Here is a 20566-nt window from a genome sequence, read left to right as displayed (position 1 = left end):
CATGAGTTTGGCACATGAGTTGACACTGGATTCTCAGGTGGAGTTGCTGGAACGCTTGCAGCTCCTGACCCGGTATAGTTCCAATTTTGTCAATGTCGCCGGAAGCAAAGGCGCCGGAAAATCCTGGCTTGCCCAACGTTTTCTGGAGCACTGGGCTGAGGATAAAAATCAGTCTTTGCTGATGTGCCATCCTAATCAGGATGACGAGCAGCGCCGTACCACCATTCTCAATCAGCTGGTTTCTGACCCGCTGTTTAACCCCAAAGATTCCCTCAGCGATAGCTTTTCTGCTCTGTTTGCCGACAGCAGCTGTGATGTTGTGATTGTGGTCGACGATGCCCACTTGTTGTCAGACGTCCTGCTGTCAGAGCTATGGATGTGGCTGCTTGAAGCGCAAAGCCATCCGTTATGGCGTGTTAATGTGGTGCTGTTTTCACTGCCGAGTCGTCTGGATACCTTACTGACCCGGCTCAGCTATGGTCAGGAGTTGAAACCGGTCGATCTGGAAATTGAGTCGCTTTCACAACCTGAGGCGGACAGACTGTTTGAACAGCGTGTTATGCGTTATGTTGATGATGACAGGGAACGCCAGGTTCGTCAGGCGTTTAAAAAGGTCAAGCGGTTACCGGGAGACATTATGGCGCTCGCAGAGCAGAAGATGGAAAAACGCATCGTGATTCGTTCAATCATAGGTTCACCTCTCAATATCGCCTTGCTGGTGATTTTACTGCTGCTGTTGATCGGTGGTGGTTACTGGTGGATGTGGTCGCAGCCGTCCGCAGATGAGACTGCGCAGCAGCTAACACAAGGGATTGAACAGACGGCAATTCCAACCCTGGAATCGAATGAGCAGGTGCGGATGGATGATGTGGCCGCCGAGGCTGCCGATAACCGAACCCGGGCCGATGATGATTCGTCAGCCCTGCCGCCGGCGGTGATCGAATCGAGCGAAGGGGTGGGCAAGGCTGATGGTGATCAGCAGCGCGTCGTGATTACGTCTGATGTGGTCGATGCGCTGCTGGATGACAAAGCGGCAGTGCCAGCCCAATCTCAGTCTCAACCGCAAGCCAGCGCCGACGCGGCACCGCAAAACAGCGCTGCAGCGGCTGAAAGCGAAACGAACGACCAGGCTGCTGGCGCTGAAAATAGTGCCGCCGAGGCCGGTCAGAGCGATAGGCCGGTGCGTTTTTCATTCGGGCGGGACGAGCTTAATGCCATGTCGCCACGCAGCTACACCTTGCAACTGGCTGCGGTGAACTCATTGCCGGAAGTGCAGCGTTTTATCGACCAGTATCAGTTACAGGGCGAGGTGAATGTGTATCCGACGGTGCGTAATGACACCGAATGGTACATTATCACGTACCGCAACTATGCGACGATTCAGCTGGCGCGTGATGCGGTTGAGACTCTGCCGCAGCCGCTGCAGTCACTCGGCCCGTGGGCTAAGTCACTCAGCCAGGTACAACGCGAGATTGCCCGCGGTCAGTAAAAGGCACACATTCTCGGGCTATTCGTGTCTTACGGCGCCAATTACGTTGGGTCTGACCTGAAAATATGTTACATTCCGCAGCCTTATTTTTTCGGTGATTGATTAGAGCAGTAGATGAAGAAGCAGCGTGCCTTTCTGAAATGGGCTGGAGGAAAATTTAGCCTGGTTGAAGACATTCAACGTCACCTGCCGCCAGCGGAGCAGCTGGTTGAACCGTTTGTCGGTGCAGGATCTATTTTTCTCAATACCGAGTTTGAACGCTACCTGCTGGCGGACATTAATCCGGATCTGATCAACCTGTACAACCTGCTCAAGCAGAGTCCACAGCAATATATCGATGAAGCACGGCGCTGGTTCGTGGCCGATAACAATCGCAAAGAAGCGTATTTGTCTATCCGGGCCGAATTCAATCAGAGCGATGATGTGATGTACCGTTCGCTGGCGTTTCTGTACATGAACCGTTTCGGTTTTAACGGCTTGTGCCGTTACAACAAGAAAGGTGGCTTTAACGTGCCGTTCGGTTCGTACAAAAAACCGTATTTTCCGCACGCCGAGCTGGAATTTTTTGCCGAGAAAGCCCAGCGAGCGACCTTTGTCTGTACCAGCTATGTCGACACCTTTGCCCGCGCGGATGAGAACAGTGTGGTCTATTGTGATCCGCCGTACGCACCGCTCTCCAACACCGCCAACTTTACCTCCTATGCCGGTAACGGCTTCTCTCTTGATGATCAGGCGGCGCTGGCTGACGTGGCGGAAAAAACCGCTTCTGAACGCGGTATCCCGGTGCTGATTTCCAACCACGATACCATCCTGACCCGCCGGCTGTATCACGGCGCGCAGCTCAATGTGGTGAAGGTCAAACGTACCATTAGCCGCAACGGAGCCGGGCGTAATAAAGTCGATGAGCTGCTGGCGCTGTTTAATCCTCGTGCGCTGAGTGCCGCCCGCGACTGAAAGATCCTGCCGCTATCTGACGATCCTTGCCTTGCTGCTAGGATCTCGCCGCTCGCTTAGGTAGAATGCGAACATAAACTGTTCATCGTATTCCATCGCCTAAGAGGTCAGGTATGAAAGATTTTCTCATTGCGCCATCCATTCTCTCCGCTGATTTTGCCCGTCTCGGAGAAGACGTCGAACGTGTACTTGCGGCCGGTGCCGACGTCGTTCACTTCGATGTGATGGACAATCACTACGTACCTAACCTGACGTTCGGTGCGCCAATCTGTAAAGCGCTGCGCGACTACGGCATCACCGCTCCGATTGATGTGCATCTGATGGTTAAGCCGGTCGATCGCATCATTCCCGATTTTGCCAAAGCCGGTGCGTCGATGATCACTTTCCATGTTGAAGCGTCTGAACACGTTGACCGTACCCTGCAACTGATTAAAGAGCATGGCTGTAAAGCCGGTGTCGTGCTTAACCCGGCCACCTCTCTCAGCCATCTGGATTACCTCATGGACAAAGTGGACATGATTCTGCTGATGTCAGTGAATCCGGGTTTTGGCGGTCAGTCCTTCATTGCGCATACCCTGGATAAACTGCGTGCAGTACGCAAGCTTATCGATGCCAGCGGGCGCGATATCCGGCTTGAAATCGACGGCGGAGTCAAAGTGGACAACATCCGCGAAATCGCCGCCGCCGGTGCCGATATGTTCGTCGCCGGTTCGGCGATTTTTGGTCAGCCGGATTATCAGGCAGTGATTGCGGAAATGCGCGCTGAACTGGCCCGGGTTGAATAACCGACTTGGTCACCATGATTACTCTTAATCAGCCTCATGATTATAACCAGCCTAGGAAGAATATTTTGAACCAGATTAAACTGATTGCTTTTGATCTCGACGGTACTTTGCTCGACAGTGTGCCGGATCTTGCGGTTGCGGCTGACCAGGCCGTGCGTGCTTTGGGTTACCCTGGCGTGTCTGAACTGCAGGTGCGCGATTACGTCGGTAATGGCGCCGATGTGCTGATTGGCCGCGCGCTGAGCCAGAGCCTGACTATAGACCCAGAGCTGAGCGCCGCAACCCGCAACCAGGCGCGCGCTCTGTTTGACGACTTCTATGAGCAGACCGGCCACAAGCTGAGCCATCTGTACGCGAATGTCAAACAGACGCTGAGCGAGCTGCATGATGCCGGTTTCACCCTGGCAGTGGTGACCAATAAACCGTCTAAGTTTGTGCCGCATATCCTCGAGCAACATGGCATCGACGGCTTTTTCAGCGATGTGATCGGTGGTGATACCTTCCCGCATAAAAAACCGGATCCGATGGCACTCAACTGGCTGCTGGAAAAACATCAGCTCAGTGCAGCGCAGATGCTGATGGTCGGCGATTCCAAAAATGACATTCTGGCGGCTAAAAATGCCGGCTGCGCGTCGTTTGGTCTGACTTATGGCTACAACCATGGTGAGCCGATTGCCAATGCTGGTCCGGATGTGGTCGCGGATAACATTGCCGAACTGCTGGAACTCCTGGCGGTTTGCGCCTAAAGTTGGCAATCTTCTCTGGCAAAATACTCGTTAATGAGTACACTGCTGAATTACTGTTTTCGAATTAACACCCGCCCGCTCTAGCCTGGCGGGTGTTATTACAGATTTGTTCTGTCTTATCTCATTTTAAGTAACAAGGAAATCATTCTCATGAGCAAACCCATCGTATTGAGTGGTGTTCAACCGTCAGGTGAACTTAGTATCGGTAACTACCTGGGTGCTCTACGTCAGTGGCAACAAATGCAGGACGATTATGATTGTCAGTACTGTGTGGTGGATCTGCACGCGATTACGGTTCGTCAGGATCCTAAAGCGCTGCATGAAGCGACCCTGGACGCGCTGGCAATTTGTCTGGCGGTTGGCGTTGATCCGCAAAAGAGCACGCTGTTTGTCCAGTCACATGTACCGGAGCATGCTCAATTGGGATGGGTGCTGAACTGTTACACGCAAATGGGTGAACTGAACCGCATGACTCAGTTCAAAGATAAGTCAGCCCGTTACGCCAATGATGTTAACGTGGGTCTGTACGATTACCCGGTTTTGATGGCGGCCGATATTCTGCTGTACGGTGCCCACCAGGTACCGGTTGGCAGCGACCAGAAACAACATCTGGAACTGGCGCGTGATATCGCGACTCGTTTCAATAACATCTACAGCCCGGATGCGCCAATCTTCACCGTACCAGAGCCGTACATTCCGGAAGTGAATGCGCGCGTAATGAGTCTGCAGGATGCGACCAAGAAGATGTCGAAATCCGACGACAACCGTAAGAACGTGATCACCCTGCTGGAAGAGCCGAAGTCGATCATCAAGAAGATTAACAAAGCGCAAACGGATACCGATACACCGCCACGCATTGCTTATGATGCGCAGAACAAAGCGGGCATTGCGAACCTGATGGGCCTGTATGCAGCAGCGACCGGTAAGACATTTGCCGAGATCGAAGCCGAGTACGCCGGGGTGGAAATGTACGGCCCGTTTAAGAAAGATGTCGGCGAAGCGCTGGTGGCCATGCTGGAACCTGTGCAAGCAGAGTACCACCGTGTGCGTGCGGACCGCGCATTCCTGGACAGTGTGATGCGTGATGGTGCCGAGAAAGCCTCTGCCCATGCTTACGAAACCCTGAAACAGGTTTACCAAGCGGTCGGCTTTGTTGCTCGTCCGTAAGCGCGAATGCATGAGTTATCAGCCCTGGCTTCGGCCGGGGCTTTTTTGTTCCGCGTCAGGTAGGTCAGGAGAACGCAGGTTGAGACAGCGGCGGCCTGACGAAAAACCCGTGTAATCAAGGCTTAATCTAAGCGTCATCTCAATTGTCACTCGCTCTGTTTAAAATGCATGTATCCGGCCGGTTGTCCGCATTCGCCGCACGGCAAAGGTCGCTGTCAGGCGCCACGCTGAGCCGATAAAGCGCAGCACAGGTGATTGAGGGGGCTTAGGTCCCCTTATTTATGGCAGCGATCGACGCCGGTGAGCGGCATGGCGCAGACAAAAACAGCCATGATTAGCGGCAAAACGCTTTTATTGATTGAATCCGCATCGGGGATTTGTAGAATGCGGGGGTTGTTCTCTAACCTGTAACACCACTATGCTTCTGATTATCGATAACTATGATTCGTTCACCTATAACCTGTACCAGTACTTTTGCGAACTGGGCGCAAAGGTTGAGGTGGTGCGTAACGATGAGATCTCGCTCGAACAGATTGAAGCAATGGCGCCAAGCCATCTGGTGATTTCGCCCGGGCCGTGTACGCCCAATGAAGCCGGTATTTCACTGGCGGCGATTGCGCATTTTGCCGGCAAGCTGCCGATGCTTGGCGTGTGTCTGGGCCATCAGGCGATTGCACAGGTATTTGGTGGTGAAGTGGTGCGTGCCCGTCAGGTGATGCATGGTAAAACCTCACCGATCCGACATACCGGACGCAGTGTATTCGCTGGTCTGAACAATCCGCTCACTGTGACCCGCTATCACTCGCTGGTGGTCAAAAACGGTACTTTGCCGGATTGTTTTGAGCTGACCGCCTGGACTGAACTGGCCGATGGCAGCGTGGATGAGATCATGGGCTATCAGCACAAAACCCTGCCGATTGACGCGGTGCAGTTTCACCCGGAATCGATTAAAACCGAACAAGGCCACGAGTTGCTGGCGAATTTTCTTAAGCGCTGAGCGCGCAAATCTTTCTTTTTCCTCTCAGCCTGGCGGTATATCCGCCGGGCTGATTCCTGATCGCGATCACTTTTCTTAACATTTTCGTCATTAAATTTACCTTTTTTCTGTGTTGAAAATTTATGCGCCGCACATCCTGCCAATGCCTTGCTAGCGCTGATGGATACAGGGCTCAAATGAGGTTTTTTCGCTCATTGTTAAAAAGTGCTTCATAAAAGAGTTTACATGGTGCATAAATAATCATGAGTGGTGAGGATTGTGAGCTTAAATGCTAAGCTGAAAGAATAATTCACTATTGAATTGGTTAATATTTTGTAAATACAATGCTGCATCTGCTTAAACGCAACACAAAATCTTATGAGTAAGGTTTTGGGAAGGAGAGCCTTTTTGCCAGGCATGCGGTATTGATAAGGAATGGGTAATGACAGTGGAAAATAAAGTAGATCGTGGTTTGTTTGATGAGGTGATGGTGCCTTGTTATAACCCGATGGAGTTCATCCCGGTTAAGGGCCAAGGTTCACGTGTTTGGGATCAGCAGGGTAAAGAGTACATCGACTTTGCCGGCGGTATCGCAGTGAGCTGTTTGGGGCACTGTCATCCGGCTATGGTGAAAGCGCTGACTGAACAGGGCAACAAAATCTGGCACCTCAGCAATGTGATGACCAATGAGCCTGCGCTGCGTCTGGCAAAAAAACTGACCGAGGTCAGCTTTGCGGAAAAAGTATTCTTTGCTAACTCTGGCGCAGAAGCGAACGAGGCGGCCCTGAAGCTGGCCCGTCGTTATGCGGCAGATGTGTATGGTGCGCAAAAATCGGAAATCATCGCATTTAAACAGGGTTTCCACGGTCGTACTTTCTTTACTGTCACCGTGGGCGGCCAGGAAGCATACTCGGACGGCTTTGGTCCAAAACCGGGCGATGTGACGCACCTGCCTTACAACGATATCGAAGCGCTGCAGGCACACATCTCTGATCGCACCTGTGCCATCATGATGGAGCCGCTGCAGGGCGAAGGCGGCATCGTGTCGCCGAACCCTGAATTTGTCCAGGCGGTGCGCGAGCTGTGTGATAAACACAACGCCCTGCTGATTTTTGATGAAGTACAGACCGGTAACGGCCGTACCGGTGATTTCTATGCTTATCAGGGCATTGGCGTGACGCCGGATATTCTCAGCACCGCCAAATCACTGGGCGGCGGTTTCCCAATCGGCGCCATGCTGACCACGACTAAATTGGCGCAGCACATGAAAGTGGGCGTACACGGCTCGACGTATGGTGGTAACCCGCTGGCTTGTGCTGTGGCAGAGGCGGTGGTGGATATCGTCAGCCAACCTGAGACGCTGGCGGGGGTTAAGCAGCGTGAAGCTCTGCTGCGTGCCGGACTGGAGAAAATCAACGCCAAATACAACCTGTTTAAAGAGATCCGTGGTAAAGGTCTGCTGCTGGGTGCGGCACTGAACGATGAGTGGCAAGGCCGCGCGCGTGATGTGTTGGTGGCGGCTGGTCAGCAAGGCCTGATGCTGCTGGTGGCAGGTGCGTCTGTGGTGCGTATGACACCATCACTGGTGATCACAGAGCAAGAAATTGAACAAGGCTTAGCACGACTGGATAAAGCGATTGCGACGCTAGTTTAAGCGAGCCGGAGCACTGTATCCTAGCCAGCAGATGGCGCGGATACAGTGTGTTATCAGGCTGACAGGCGAGGGCCTGTCTGCATCTGGAGGGAATATAGATGCTTGTTGTTCGCCCCATTGCAATGTCTGATTATGACGCGCTGCATACCTGCGCGGTTGAATCGGGACATGGTTTCACCTCATTGCCGGTCAACCAGGAACTGTTGACCAACCGCATTACCCATTCCGAATACAGTTTTAGCAAATCCAATGTGACCGAGCCGGGAGACGAAGGCTACCTGATGGTTGGCTTTGACTCCGAAAGCGGCGAAGTGGCCGGTACCACCGGTATTGAAGCGGCGGTCGGCTGGGACATGCCCTGTTACTCTTATCACATCAGTACCATAGTGCATTCTTCACCTAAACTCGGCGTCAACAATGTGGTCAAGCTACTGACGTTTGGCAACAACTACACCGGTTGCTCCGAGATCTGCACCCTTTACCTGCGCCCGGCGTTTCGTCAGGGGCTGAACGGGCGTCTGATGTCGAAGTGCCGTTTTCTGATGATGGCAGAACACCCGGAGCGCTTTTCGCAAACCATATTCGCCGAAATGCGCGGCGTGTCGGACGAGCAGGGTAACTCGCCGTTCTGGCAGTGGCTGCAGGAACACTTTTTTTCGATTGATTTCACCATGGCGGATTATCTGACCGGGATTGGCAAAAAAGGCTTTATTGCCGATCTGATGCCCAAACTGCCGATCTACATCAACCTGCTGAGTAAAGAAGCGCAGGCCGTGATTGGTCAGGTGCATGAGAAAACCCGCCCGGCATTAGCCTTACTGGAAAAAGAGGGCTTTACCTGCCGCAACTATGTCGACATTTTTGATGCCGGTCCGTCGGTCGAGTGCGATTTACGCAATATCGAATCGGTGCGCGAGTCGGTGCGGGCTAAGGTTGAAGTGGCTGCGCACTCCAGTTCGCAGACGTTTTTGATGTGTAACAGCTCATTTGAACAGTTTCGTGCCACCGCAGCGAAAGCAGCGCATAACCGCGAAAACGGCACCGTCATTATTGCGCCGGACGTCGCTCTAGCGCTCCAGGTGGAAACAGGTGACTGGGTGCGGATTCTGGCCCAGTAGGCCCCATTTACAAGACAAGTTAAGGATGTAACACATGACTCAGTGGATTGCCGGTCAATGGGTGGCTGGCCAGGGTGAACATTTCACCTCTCTAAGCCCATACAACCAGGAAGTAGTCTGGCAGGGGGACTGCGCGACACCAGCTCAGGTTGAAGCGGCGGTCAGTGTCGCGCGCAGCGCACTGCTGAGCTGGAAGCAACGTTCGTTTGCTGAGCGTGAACAGGTCGTGCTGGCGTTTGCTGAGCAGGTGAAAGCCAACAGCGAGATGATCGCCGAAGTCATTGCCAAAGAAACCGGCAAACCATTGTGGGAAACCCGCACTGAAGCGGCGGCGATGGCCGGTAAAATTGCGATTTCTATTCGTGCTTATCATGACCGTACCGGCGAAAGTGTGCGTGAGGCGGCGGGCAACCAGATTGTGCTGCGCCATCGCCCGCTCGGCGTCATGGCGGTATTCGGGCCATATAATTTCCCGGGGCATTTGCCGAACGGACACATTGTACCGGCGCTGCTGGCGGGTAATACTGTGGTGTTTAAGCCGTCAGAGCAGACGCCGTGGACCGGTGAAATAGCGATGAAACTGTGGCAGCAGGCCGGATTGCCGGATGGTGTGCTTAACCTGGTTCAGGGCGGAAAAGAGACTGGCATCGCTTTAGCGCAGTCAAAAGGCATTGATGGCCTGCTGTTTACCGGCAGCGCTCATACCGGTCATTTGTTGCACCGTCAGTTCGCCGGTCAGCCGGGTAAGATGCTGGCGCTGGAAATGGGCGGCAATAACCCTATGGTGATCTCTGAGCAGTATGGCGATCTGGACTCGACCGTGTACACCATACTGCAATCCGCTTTTATCAGTGCCGGGCAGCGTTGTACCTGCGCGCGGCGGTTGTACATTCCCGCCGGAGAGAAAGGCGATGCGCTGCTGGTACGTCTGGTTGAGGCGACCCGCAAGCTGCGTATTGACCAGCCGTTTGCCGAGCCGGCGCCATTTATGGGCCCGCAAATCTCGGTTGCGGCGGCTGAGGTGATTCTCGCTGCGCAGGCCCGTCTGGTTGAGCTTGGTGCTGAGCCTTTGATTGAGGCTCGTGCGCTGCAGGCGGCGTTTGTGACACCGGGGATTATTGATGTGACCGCGGTGCGTGAACTACCGGATGAAGAAGTGTTCGGGCCGTTGCTGCAGGTAGTGCGTTACCACGGCCTTGAGCAGGCTGTTGCGCTGGCCAATGATACCCAGTTTGGTTTGTCAGCCGGTCTGGTCAGTACCGATGACAACGAGTGGCAGTATTTCGTCGACCATATTCGTGCCGGTATTGTTAACCGTAACCGGCAGCTGACCGGCGCGAGCGGAGATGCGCCGTTTGGCGGGCCGGGTGCGTCTGGTAACCTGCGTCCGAGTGCCTACTATGCCGCCGACTACTGCGCTTATCCGATGGCTTCGATGGAAGGTTCTGCGACCGAGCTGCCGGCGACGCTCAGCCCGGGCATCGAACTGTGAGTTCAGGGGCTGGCCAAGTGCCGGCCCGGTAGTCGCTATCACTGTGCCGCCCTGTCGGGTGGTGAACGCTAATGCACGCGCTGGCGTGCTGATAAGGAGGCGTTATGACGCCAACAGATCTGTTTCAATCTCTGTGGAATGATTACATTGACCGTCTTTGTCCTTCGGCGGACAAAGTGCATCAGTTGCTGGAAGAAGACGAAGCACTGATCAATGACCATATTGCCCTGCGTACCTTCAATCTGGCGCCATTAGGCCTGGAGACTCTTGCCCGGCCGTTTATCGAGCTGGGTTATCAGGCGTGCGGCGAGTATCTGTTTGAGAGTAAAAAACTGGTGGCCAAACATTATGAGCATCCGGATCCGTTGCAGCCGAAAGTGTTTATCAGTGAACTCAAAGTGGCAGAGTGCTCAGCGCAGTTGCAGGCCATTGTACAGGGGCTGGTGGATCAGGTTGATGAGCGTCAGCTGACGGGCAGTGATTTTCTCTTCGGCGGGCGCTTATGGGAGTTAAGCTACGCGGATTATCAGGTGCTGGCCGCTGAGAGCGAGTATGCCTCCTGGCTGGCAGCACACGGTTATGGTGCCAACCATTTCACCGTCAATGTCAATCAGCTCAAGCATCTGCATGAAGTGCAGCAGGTTAATGATCACCTGCGCCAGGCCGGATTTACCATCAACGAATCGGGCGGCGAAGTAAAAGGGTCGCCGCAGGTATTGCTCGAACAGTCCTCGACCATGGCGGATAAGGTTGAGGTGCGTTTTAGTGAGGGGAGCTATACCATCCCGGGCGGTTTTTATGAGTTCGCCAAACGTTATCCGCTGCCGGATGGTAAGTTGTACACCGGCTTTGTCGCGGCCTCGGCCGATAAGATTTTCGAAAGTACAGACAGCCGCTAGAGAGCCTGCTTGGTACCCTAAGCTCAATAATTAGGTGCCTTGAGCTCAATAATTAGGTGCCTTGAACTCAATAATTAGCTATCTGAAAGTAATCACCTGGTGTCCTGAACGCTATAAAAAAGCCACCGCGAGGTGGCTTTTGCAATCTTGTCTATTTGCCGTATGGGCTTAACGCGTGCCGTAAACCACGATGGTTTTACCGTGCGCAGAAATCAGGTTCTGCTCTTCCAGCATCTTCAGGATACGGCCAACGGTTTCACGTGAACAGCCGACAATCTGACCGATTTCCTGGCGGGTAATCTTGATTTGCATACCATCCGGGTGGGTCATCGCATCTGGCTGTTTCGCCAGGTTCAGCAGAGTCTGCGCGATACGGCCCGTTACGTCCAGGAACGCCAGATCGCCTACTTTTTGGCTGGTGACTTGCAGACGGCGCGCCATCTGACCAGAAAGACGCATCAGGATATCAGGGTTAACCTGAATCAACTGACGGAATTTCTTGAACGAAATTTCAGCCACTTCACAAGGAGATTTGGCACGAACCCAGGCAGTACGCTCTTGGCCTTCTTCAAACAAGCCAAGTTCACCGATGAAATCACCTTGGTTCAGGTAAGACAGAATCATCTCCTTACCTTCTTCATCTTTGATCAGTACCGCAACAGAACCTTTAACGATGTAGTACAGGGTTTCTGCTTTTTCGCCCGCGTGAATCAGCGTGCTTTTTGAAGGGTACTTATGAATGTGACAATGGGAAAGAAACCACTCTAGTGTTGGGTCGGTTTGAGGTTTACCTAGAACCATAATATCTCACTTCCTCTGCAGGGTACGCTTGCTGCTATCCATATTTTAGCGAAGCCTTATTCAACGGATTCTCTAGAATAAGAGGACTTTATTATTGCTGCAAGTTATCTTGTGTTTCGGTTTAGAATAGTATCCTTTTTCCAACACGATTTCTTGACTTTAATCGTGTTGGAGACCGGATAATGTACACAAAACTGTGCCCATGATCACGGTATGAAAAGTAAGCGACAGCCTCAGCCGATTTTTCCTGATTCTATCAGTTGTTCCAGCAGTGGCCGTACGATCAGCTCCATCGCGAAGCTCATTTTACCGCCCGGAACCACGATGGTGTTGTGGCGTGACATAAACGAGCCGTCAATCATCGCCAGTAGGTAGGGATAGTCGACATTTTTAATCCCGCGCACCCGGATCACCACAAAACTTTCATCCAGGCTCGGGATGCCTTTGGCGTTGAGCGGGTTAGAGGTATCGACCGTCGGTACGCGCTGGAAGTTGATGTGGGTGCGGGAAAACTGCGGTGTGATGTAGTTGAGGTAGTCATCCATCGAACGCACGATGGAGTCCATCACCGCTTCACGTGAGTGGCCGCGGTCGCGGGTATCACGCACGTATTTCTGAATCCATTCCAGGTTGACGATAGGCACCATGCCGATCAGAAAATCGACATGCTGAGCGACATTGATGTCACCATCGACGACTCCGCCGTGCAGACCTTCGTAGAACATGATGTCTGAGTTCTGTGGCAGATCCTGCCACGGGGTAAAGGTGCCCGGCATCTGATTGTAAGGGACCGCTTCGTCAAAGGTGTGCAGATAACGGCGAATCTGGCCGGTACCGGACTTACCATACTGACGGAAGAAGCCTTCCAGCGCGGCAAAATCGTTGGCCTGAGGGCCGAAGTAGCTGATATGGCGCCCTTGCTCCCGTGCTTTACGGATTTCGACGTCCATCTCCGGACGGGTAAAACGGTGAAAACTGTCACCTTCCACCCAGGCCGGCCGGATGTCCATCATATTGAACATCTTGCGAAAGGCTTCTGAGGTGGTGGTGGTGCCCGCGCCCGATGAACCGGTCACGGCAATAATTGGGTGTTTCGCTGACATGACAGACCTTGTCTCTGATTCCTTAACGAGGCTGTGTAATTTCACAGCCTGAGTCGCAACACTATAGCACGGAAACGGTGAGCGGGTGATGGCTTAAGCGCGGTTGGTTTTGATATCGACCGTTTCATGCAGTTCAGAGTAGACAATTACCGCATCACCGCGCTGCAGCTGGGATCTGACCTGATCGACTTTATCCTGCAGCGACACTTCTTGTGCACCGTAGTCGGTGCCTTCACGTAACACGAATTCGCGGATCAGGCTGTCTAACGTGTCGGGGTCAATTTGTTGCCAGGGAACAATCATAAATACCTCATACTTTTATGATGGATGAACGGGGCGATTATATCAGTTTTTATCGCGCAGGCAGGCATAGTAAGCGGGCAGGGCTTGTTCGAGCCAGAACACCGGTTTGAGCAGGCTACCGCTGACAAAGCCGACGTGGCCACCCTGCTCGAACAGACGATAGTCAATGTTATCCGGCAGGATAAATTTCGGGATCACTGCATCGGTCATAAAGGGGTCGTCTTTGGCATGAATGATCTGGGTCGGCAGGCGGATATCCTGCAATTTATGAATCCCTGAACAGCGCTGGTAATAATCGCTGGCATCACGAAAACCGTGCAGTGGGGCGGTGATCAGGTCGTCAAACTCCTGCAGGCGGGTGACACGCTTTATATTGTGGTAAGACAGCCCGAGTTCACCTTTCAGCAGGTGATGCTTTTTGAGCGCGGTATTTTTCAGTGATGAGAGCAGATAGGTACGGTACAACTTGGAGAAGCCGTGCTCAATCCGCTCTGAACAGGCGGCCAGGTCAAGCGGCGCCGAGACGATAGTCGCGGCGCTCAGGATCGGATCCTGGTTGTAATGGGCGAGGTAATTAACCAGCATGTTGCCACCGAGTGAGATGCCGACCGCGATAATGGTCTGCTGCGGGAAGCGCTCACGGATGTTCTCCAGCACGAAGCGCGCATCTTCCACCTCGCCGGAATGATAAGCACGTGCCAGGTGGTTGGGTTTACCACTGCAGCCGCGAAAGTGCATCATCACGGACAGCCAGCCATCCTGGGCAAAAGCGTGCATCAGGCCATTGGCATACGGACTGTAAAAGCAGCCTTCCAGACCATGGAACAGTACGAACACGGGCTTATTGCCGCGGGTATGCTGCGGGTCTTCACTCCAGGCCAGATCGAGAAAATCACCGTCCGGCGTGTCCAGTGTCTGCCAATAAGGTTCGAACAGTGCCTTTTTGCGGATAAAGCGCGGCAATAAGGTTTGCAGGTGGGGATTCTTCAGGCCGGTCGCGGCAACAAATTGGGTCATAGTTCAGCCAATACAAAGTGTTTAAATGAGTATATACCCTAATAATCGGCTGTTCGAATTTTGCCGCGCAGCCCTGTCTGGGCGCAGTGGTGAGCGCTCAGAATGAAGCCGGAACGGGTTTACCGAAAATGGTGGCCAGATGTTCGGCACCGAGCTGGCGACAGTAGCGTAAGGTCAGTACTTCGCCGTGATTGATGGTCAGGGTATGACGGTTGATGACCTCAATAAGGTCAGACTGCTGCTGCTTCTCAAGCTGCAGTTCAAACTGCAGCGCTTCGCGGTATAAAGTATCGGTCAGATTGTTTTTGAGCTTGCGGCGCAGTTCGCGGTAGTGATGGAGCAGGGTTTCGGTTCTGGCAATGCCTTCAATCAGTGATTGCCAGTCCTGTTCCTGCAAGGTGAGCTGCTGCTCGTCGAGATATTTAAGCAGCAGCAGTAAGTTCACATTGCCGTTAAAGTTATTCTGTAAGCTGAGACACGCCTCTTTGACCTCGCGTACGCTGTAGTATTGCAAACTGAATTGCCACAATCTTTCTAACGTGAGGGATAGTGTGACGTGTTCTTGGCTCATTGAATGTTGAACTCCTGTTCCATCTCTTCCAGGGCTTCCTGCTCACTCATCCAGTCACCTTCGACCTGTTCCAGTTCGGATTTGGCGCTGGCCTGAGTTGCGAGAACCTGATTAAGTTTAGCTTTATTTTCCGCGTCATACAGTGCGGAATCGGATAATTGTTGTTCTGCCTCGGCAATGGTGGCGTTCAACTTATCCATTTTTGCTTCCAGTTGTGTCAGCTTTTTGCGAATTGGCGCGGTCAGCTTGCGGAAATCTGCTTCACGTCGTTTCTGCTCTTTTTTCGCTGCGGCACTGTTGGTGTTGTCTTTGGCCGGAGCCTGCGCTGCACTCTCTTTACGATCGGCTTTTTGTTGGTCAGTCAGCCACTTATAGTAGTCGTTCAGATCGCCATCAAACGGTGCGACTTGTTGGTCATGTACCAGGTACAGGTCATCGGTGGTCGCGCGCAGCAGATAGCGGTCGTGGCTGACGATCACCATCGCCCCCTCGTAGCTTTGCAGAGCCAGGGTCAGGGCCTGGCGCATGTCGAGGTCGAGGTGGTTGGTCGGTTCGTCGAGCAATAGCAGGTTGGGCTTTTGCCACACGATCAGCGCTAATACTAAACGCGCCTTTTCCCCACCGGAGAAGGGGCCGACTTTATCCAGCGCTTTCTCGCCGTGAAAACCAAAGCTGCCGAGATAGTTACGTAACTCCAGTTCGTTTTTGTCTGGTGCGATTTGCATCATATGCTGCAGCGGCGTCTCTTCCGGGTGCAGTGTTTCCAACTGATGCTGGGCAAAGTAACCAATCTTGACGCCTTGCGAGTAGGTCAGATCGCCACCTTGCGGATTGAGCTCGCCCGACAAGAGTTTAATCAGGGTTGATTTACCTGCCCCGTTACGGCCCAGCAGACCGATGCGGCTGCCCGGAACCAGATTCAGGCGAATTTTTTCCAGAATCAGATGGTCGCCGTAACCTGCACTGACCTGATCCATCATCATAATCGGGTTAGGTAGAGCGGCCGGCTCACGGAACTCAAAACTGAACGGGTTATCGAACTGGGCCGGCAGAACCTGTTCCATTTTCTCCAGCGCTTTGATGCGGCTCTGTGCCTGACGCGCTTTGGAAGCTTTGTAGCGGAAACGGTCGATATAGCTTTGCATGTGTGCCATCTGTTTCTGCTGTTTCTGGTACATGGCTTGTTGTTGCAGCAGTTTCTGCGCACGCTGGGTTTCAAACGAGGAGTAGTTACCGGTGTACTCGTTGAGCTTCTCGTTTTCGATGTGAATAATCCGCCCGACAATCGGGTCCAGAAAGTCACGGTCGTGGGAAATCAGCAGCAGCGTGCCCGGATAGCTTTGCAGCCAGCGTTCCAGCCACATCACAGCATCCAGATCCAGGTGGTTGGTCGGTTCATCGAGCAGCAGCAGGTCCGAGCGGCAAATCAGCGCCTGAGCCAGGTTAAGGCGCATACGCCAGCCACCGGAAAACTGGGTCAGATTCCACTCCATCTGCTCCTGGCTGAAGCCCAGACCATCGAGCAGTTCGGCTGCGCGGGCACGGATGCTGTAACCGCCGATGGTTTCCAACTGACCATGCAGCTCAGCCACGCGGGTGCCCTGATCCTGTTGCTCAGCCAGATGTAACTGGCGTTCCAGCTCGCGGTATTCGCGGTCACCGTCAATCACGTACTCCAGCGCAGTGCGTTCCAGAGCCGGAGTTTCCTGCGCCACCCAGGCCAGTTCCCAGTGTGCGGGCTGGTTAAAACTGCCGGCATCTATGGTCAGCTCGTCTTTCAGCAGCGCAAACAGGGTGGATTTACCGCAGCCGTTTTTACCCACCAGGCCGACTTTATCGCCGGGATGAATGGTCGCTGAAGCTGCATCAAGCAGTGGTTTGCCACCGCGCAGTAACTGAATATCGGAGAAGGTAATCATAATAATGCCGTCTGTTCTGGTATTAAATTTTCGCCCGGAATAGTAGGGGCAATAAGGATAAATGTCGATCATTATACAAATTACGTTATGATGCTCAGTAACCGTTTGATAACCACAGGGAGTGTGCTCAACGAATGGCAAACCCAGAGACCGTGGCTGACAACAAGCCCAAAGTATTGGTGGTGTATGCTCACCCTGAGCCGGATCACTCGGTCGCCAATCAGATCATGATCAAAAAGATCCAGCATCTTGAGCATGTCTCGGTGCTGGATCTCTACGCCACCTATCCTGACTTCTTCATCGACGTCAATCGTGAGCACCAGCGCGTGCTGCAGTACGACGTGATTGTGTTGCAACATCCGCTGTATATGTATTCCTGTCCTGCTTTGCTCAAAGAGTGGATTGATCGTGTGCTGGGCAAAGGTTTTGCCTTTGGCGATGAGAGTGCCATGAAAGGCAAGATCTGGCGCAGCGTGGTCACCACCGGCGGTAACCAAGATGCATTCAGCCATCACGGCTACAACCGTTACTCGATGCGGGAAATTCTGCAGCCGTTTGAACTGACCGCCGCGCTGTGCTGTATGGAATGGATGGAGCCACTGATTCTGTACTGGGCGCGTAACGTCAGTGAAGAGGAACGTTATCAGCATGCCGAGCAATACCATCAGTGGTTGCTCGACCCGCTGGGGCAGACAGGAGTGAGTGATGGCCGCACTGACCGGTGATTTTTTGCAAAGTGCTGTGGTATTCCTGACTTCGGCGGTCGTTGCGGTGCCGCTGGCACAGCGCGCCGGGCTTGGCTCGGTGCTCGGCTATCTATTGGCCGGAGTGGCGATTGGCCCGTGGGGGCTCGGGCTGATCAGTGATGTGAATGCGATTCTCCATTTCGCCGAATTCGGCGTGGTGCTGCTGCTGTTTCTGATTGGCCTGGAGCTGAATCCGAAAAAACTGTGGCAGATGCGCGGCCCAATCCTCGGCCTTGGCGGCGCTCAGGTGGTGGTGACCGGTGCGGTGTTATCCAGCCTGGCCTGTCTGCTCGGCATGAGCTGGCAGAGCAGCCTGGTGGTGGGCCTTGGCCTTGCCCTTTCTTCCACCGCGATCGCATTACGCGTGATTGACGAGCAGGGACTGAGCCGCAGTGAGACCGGACAGTCGGGCTTTGCGGTACTGCTGTTTCAGGACATTGCGGTGATTCCCATTCTGGCACTGATGCCGGTGCTGGCCGGTAGCTCCGGGGGGAACTGGCTGGACGGCGTGTGGATGCTGTGCGGCATCATCGGCCTGATGGTCGGCGGCCACTATCTGCTCAGCCCGCTGTTTCGTTATATTGTGCTGAGCGGGGTGCGTGAACTGTTTACCGCCGCGGCACTGCTGCTGGTGGTCGGGATTGCGCTACTGATGCAAAACCTGGGCTTGTCGATGGCGCTGGGTACTTTCCTGGCGGGTGTCCTGCTGGCCGAAAGCGAGTTCCGCCATGAGCTGGAAATTGCTATCGAACCGTTTAAAGGCTTGTTGCTTGGCCTGTTCTTTATTGCGGTTGGCATGGCGGTTGACCTCGGTATGCTGATGACCATGCCAGTGCAGATCCTGCTGACGGTGACCGGCCTGGTGGTGGTCAAAGGCCTGATTCTTTATGCGCTGGCGCGTTTATCCGGCACCCGGGCGAAAGCGCGCAGCAGCATGGCGGCGATTCTCAGTCAGGGCGGCGAGTTTGCCTTTGTCATTTTTACTGCCGCGAGTCATGAAGGCTTACTGGCAGCGGAGCAGGTTTCATTTTTGCTGGTGGTGGTCAGTTTATCCATGGTGACCACGCCGCTGATTCTGACCTTACAACGTCAATGGTTTGCCCGTCGTCTCAACAGTGCAGCGGATGAAACGCTCGATAGTGATGTGTTCAATAAAGAGCCACGTGTGATTATTGCCGGTTTCGGCCGTTTCGGGCAGATTGTCGGCCGTTTGATGTTTGCCAATAAGATTAAGGTGACGGTGCTGGAAAGCGATGCGAGCCAGATCAAATTGCTGCGCAAATATGGTTATAAAGTGTTTTATGGTGACGCGACTCAATTAGAATTGCTGCGCGCCGCCGGGGCCGAGGATGCAGAAGCGATAGTGATCTGTACTGATGCGCCGGATGAGGTGATGAAAATCGTCGCTCTGTGTCAGCACCATTTCCCGCGCCTGAAAATTCTTGCCCGTGCCCGCAGCCGGGTCGAAGCCTATCAGTTGATGAATCACGGTGTAGAGTGTTACTCACGCGAAATGTTCCTCGGTGCGCTCGACTTGGGGCGGCAGGCACTGGTTTCTCTCGGTATGCATCCGTATGAAGCCAAGCGGGCCGAAGCGCATTTTCGTCGTCTCGATCATGCCATGCTTGAAGAGCTGCTGCCGCAGCATACTGAGGGCACCAAACTGGGGTTGCGTGCTAAAGAAGCACGTAAAGAGCTGGAAGAGATATTTGGCCGTGAGATGGATAATGATCGTCAGTCGCGCGGCTACTGGGAACAATAACAGGATCAAATAACGTGAAAGCCAAGAAACGTTTTATTGCCGGTGCGGCCTGTCCGCACTGTCAGGCGCAGGATACTCTGCGCTGGTGGGTCGACAATAATGTCGAATTAGTCGAGTGTGTCGAGTGTGACTACACAGAGCAACGCGCGCCAAAATCGGTCGAGCAGAGTTCGCATGCCGGTGAGCAGATGATAGGGATCTTCCGTCCCGAGTAAGTGTCGCGCCGCGTATGCCTCTCGCTGAGAGCGGGATAAAACGCGCTTTTGCGGCCTGTGACCGACTTAAACCGGGCCCGCTTGCCACGCATGCCTTGAGGTGACAAGGCGAATCATCCATAATGTCGCCTATCTCAAGCTAATCTGTGTGATCTGATTTGAGTACTGAATACACAACTCCTTGGAGCCGTTATGAAAATTGAAAAGAACGTGGTTGTAAGCCTTGCCTACCAGGTAAAACTGGAAGATGGCATTGTGGTAGACCAGTCAACAGTGGAAGCACCACTGGATTACTTACATGGTCACAACAACCTGATCATTGGTCTTGAGCGCGAACTGGAAGGCAAAGCTGCCGGTGATAAATTCACCGCAACGATTGTACCAGAAGATGCGTACGGTGAGCACAGTGATGCACTGGTTCAGCGTGTACCAGCTGACGTATTCCAAGGCGTAGACCAAATTGAAGTGGGCATGCGTTTCCTGGCGGATACTGACCAGGGTCCAATCCCGGTAGAAATCACCGAAGTGGATGGCGACGAAGTAGTGGTTGATGGTAACCACATGCTGGCTGGTCACACTCTGACTTTCGAATGTGAAGTGGTTGCACTGCGTGAAGCGTCTGAAGAAGAGCTGGCGCACGGTCACGTTCATCAGGCTGGCGGTCACGATCATGACCACGACCACGAAGGTGGTTGCTGTGGCGGTGAACATCACCACCACTAATTGATTTCAGCGCCGGTCACTGCACCGGAAGCCGAAATGAATCAAAGCGCGAGCCAGGTGATCTGGCTGGCGCTTTTTTATATCTGATCACTTTCTTTTGCGTGTCCGGTGAGGACGTTACGCCTG

20 protein-coding genes are annotated in these 20566 nt (G+C 53.5%); 14 read left to right on the top strand and 6 right to left on the bottom strand.

Going from position 1 to position 20566, the window contains the following annotated elements; genetic code table 11:
- Position 1 precedes the first annotated feature (1 nt).
- The 10 genes from J0X00_RS10540 to J0X00_RS10495 all read left to right on the top strand — a co-directional run bounded on the left by J0X00_RS10540 (position 2) and on the right by J0X00_RS10495 (position 11280).
- Positions 2-1489 carry an AAA family ATPase gene (locus J0X00_RS10540; protein ID WP_218562654.1) on the top strand — a complete coding sequence of 496 codons (1488 nt, stop codon included), beginning with the start codon at positions 2-4 and terminating at the stop codon, positions 1487-1489.
- Between the two features lie 114 nt (positions 1490-1603).
- Complete coding sequence (locus J0X00_RS10535; RefSeq protein ID WP_136485254.1) at positions 1604-2443, top strand: Dam family site-specific DNA-(adenine-N6)-methyltransferase; 840 nt, start codon at positions 1604-1606, stop codon at positions 2441-2443.
- Between the two features lie 113 nt (positions 2444-2556).
- The gene (gene rpe / locus J0X00_RS10530) at positions 2557-3228 is read left to right on the top strand and encodes a ribulose-phosphate 3-epimerase (RefSeq protein ID WP_136485252.1); all 672 of its coding nucleotides are present in this window, start codon (positions 2557-2559) and stop codon (positions 3226-3228) included.
- A 65-nt stretch (positions 3229-3293) separates the two neighbouring features.
- The gene (locus J0X00_RS10525; RefSeq protein ID WP_136485250.1) at positions 3294-3974 is read left to right on the top strand and encodes a phosphoglycolate phosphatase; all 681 of its coding nucleotides are present in this window, start codon (positions 3294-3296) and stop codon (positions 3972-3974) included.
- 150 nt (positions 3975-4124) lie between these two features.
- Positions 4125-5141: a tryptophan--tRNA ligase gene (trpS, locus tag J0X00_RS10520; RefSeq protein ID WP_282478026.1), complete on the top strand. Its 1017-nt coding sequence runs from the start codon at positions 4125-4127 to the stop codon at positions 5139-5141.
- A 418-nt stretch (positions 5142-5559) separates the two neighbouring features.
- Positions 5560-6138 (top strand): aminodeoxychorismate/anthranilate synthase component II, encoded by a 579-nt coding sequence (locus tag J0X00_RS10515; RefSeq protein WP_218562656.1) that lies wholly within the window; start codon positions 5560-5562, stop codon positions 6136-6138.
- Between the two features lie 421 nt (positions 6139-6559).
- Positions 6560-7771, top strand: a complete 1212-nt coding sequence (locus tag J0X00_RS10510; RefSeq protein ID WP_136485243.1) for an aspartate aminotransferase family protein — start codon at positions 6560-6562, stop codon at positions 7769-7771.
- Positions 7772-7869: 98 nt separating this feature from the next.
- Positions 7870-8889 (top strand): arginine N-succinyltransferase, encoded by a 1020-nt coding sequence (gene astA / locus J0X00_RS10505; protein WP_136485241.1) that lies wholly within the window; start codon positions 7870-7872, stop codon positions 8887-8889.
- A gap of 34 nt (positions 8890-8923) precedes the next feature.
- Entirely contained in the window at positions 8924-10381 is a 1458-nt protein-coding gene (gene astD / locus J0X00_RS10500) for a succinylglutamate-semialdehyde dehydrogenase (protein WP_282478025.1), read from the top strand.
- Between the two features lie 104 nt (positions 10382-10485).
- The gene (locus J0X00_RS10495; RefSeq protein ID WP_282478024.1) at positions 10486-11280 is read left to right on the top strand and encodes a DUF1338 domain-containing protein; all 795 of its coding nucleotides are present in this window, start codon (positions 10486-10488) and stop codon (positions 11278-11280) included.
- A gap of 168 nt (positions 11281-11448) precedes the next feature.
- Here the strand turns inward: J0X00_RS10495 and crp are convergent, their stop codons facing one another.
- From crp to J0X00_RS10465, 6 genes are all read right to left on the bottom strand, one after another.
- Positions 11449-12081, bottom strand: coding sequence for a cAMP-activated global transcriptional regulator CRP (gene crp / locus J0X00_RS10490; protein WP_004728582.1), 633 nt, complete (start codon positions 12079-12081; stop codon positions 11449-11451).
- 233 nt (positions 12082-12314) lie between these two features.
- Positions 12315-13184: a phosphoribulokinase gene (locus J0X00_RS10485; RefSeq protein WP_136485235.1), complete on the bottom strand. Its 870-nt coding sequence runs from the start codon at positions 13182-13184 to the stop codon at positions 12315-12317.
- Between the two features lie 93 nt (positions 13185-13277).
- Positions 13278-13487 (bottom strand): YheU family protein, encoded by a 210-nt coding sequence (locus J0X00_RS10480; RefSeq protein ID WP_136485232.1) that lies wholly within the window; start codon positions 13485-13487, stop codon positions 13278-13280.
- Between the two features lie 42 nt (positions 13488-13529).
- Entirely contained in the window at positions 13530-14504 is a 975-nt protein-coding gene (locus J0X00_RS10475; protein WP_282478023.1) for a hydrolase, read from the bottom strand.
- Between the two features lie 97 nt (positions 14505-14601).
- Positions 14602-15075 (bottom strand): TIGR02444 family protein, encoded by a 474-nt coding sequence (locus J0X00_RS10470; protein ID WP_136485228.1) that lies wholly within the window; start codon positions 15073-15075, stop codon positions 14602-14604.
- The gene (locus tag J0X00_RS10465) at positions 15072-16994 is read right to left on the bottom strand and encodes an ABC transporter ATP-binding protein (RefSeq protein ID WP_282478022.1); all 1923 of its coding nucleotides are present in this window, start codon (positions 16992-16994) and stop codon (positions 15072-15074) included. The genes J0X00_RS10470 and J0X00_RS10465 overlap by 4 nt, the downstream gene beginning before the upstream one ends.
- 134 nt (positions 16995-17128) lie before the next feature.
- Between J0X00_RS10465 and kefG the strand changes: the two genes are divergently transcribed.
- From kefG to slyD, 4 genes are all read left to right on the top strand, one after another.
- Positions 17129-17719 carry a glutathione-regulated potassium-efflux system ancillary protein KefG gene (gene kefG, locus J0X00_RS10460; RefSeq protein ID WP_282478021.1) on the top strand — a complete coding sequence of 197 codons (591 nt, stop codon included), beginning with the start codon at positions 17129-17131 and terminating at the stop codon, positions 17717-17719.
- A complete protein-coding gene (gene kefB, locus J0X00_RS10455) occupies positions 17700-19502 on the top strand; it encodes a glutathione-regulated potassium-efflux system protein KefB (protein WP_282478020.1) in 1803 nt (600 codons plus the stop codon). The genes kefG and kefB overlap by 20 nt, the downstream gene beginning before the upstream one ends.
- A 14-nt stretch (positions 19503-19516) precedes the next feature.
- A complete protein-coding gene (locus tag J0X00_RS10450; protein ID WP_136485222.1) occupies positions 19517-19717 on the top strand; it encodes a YheV family putative zinc ribbon protein in 201 nt (66 codons plus the stop codon).
- 192 nt (positions 19718-19909) lie between these two features.
- Positions 19910-20440 (top strand): peptidylprolyl isomerase, encoded by a 531-nt coding sequence (gene slyD, locus J0X00_RS10445; RefSeq protein WP_282478019.1) that lies wholly within the window; start codon positions 19910-19912, stop codon positions 20438-20440.
- The last annotated feature ends 126 nt before the right edge of the window (positions 20441-20566 follow it).

Source organism: Vibrio sp. ABG19, assembly GCF_029962385.1.
GTDB classification, from domain to species: domain Bacteria; phylum Pseudomonadota; class Gammaproteobacteria; order Enterobacterales; family Vibrionaceae; genus Vibrio; species Vibrio ostreae.
This window is presented reverse-complemented; position numbering and strand designations above follow the sequence as displayed.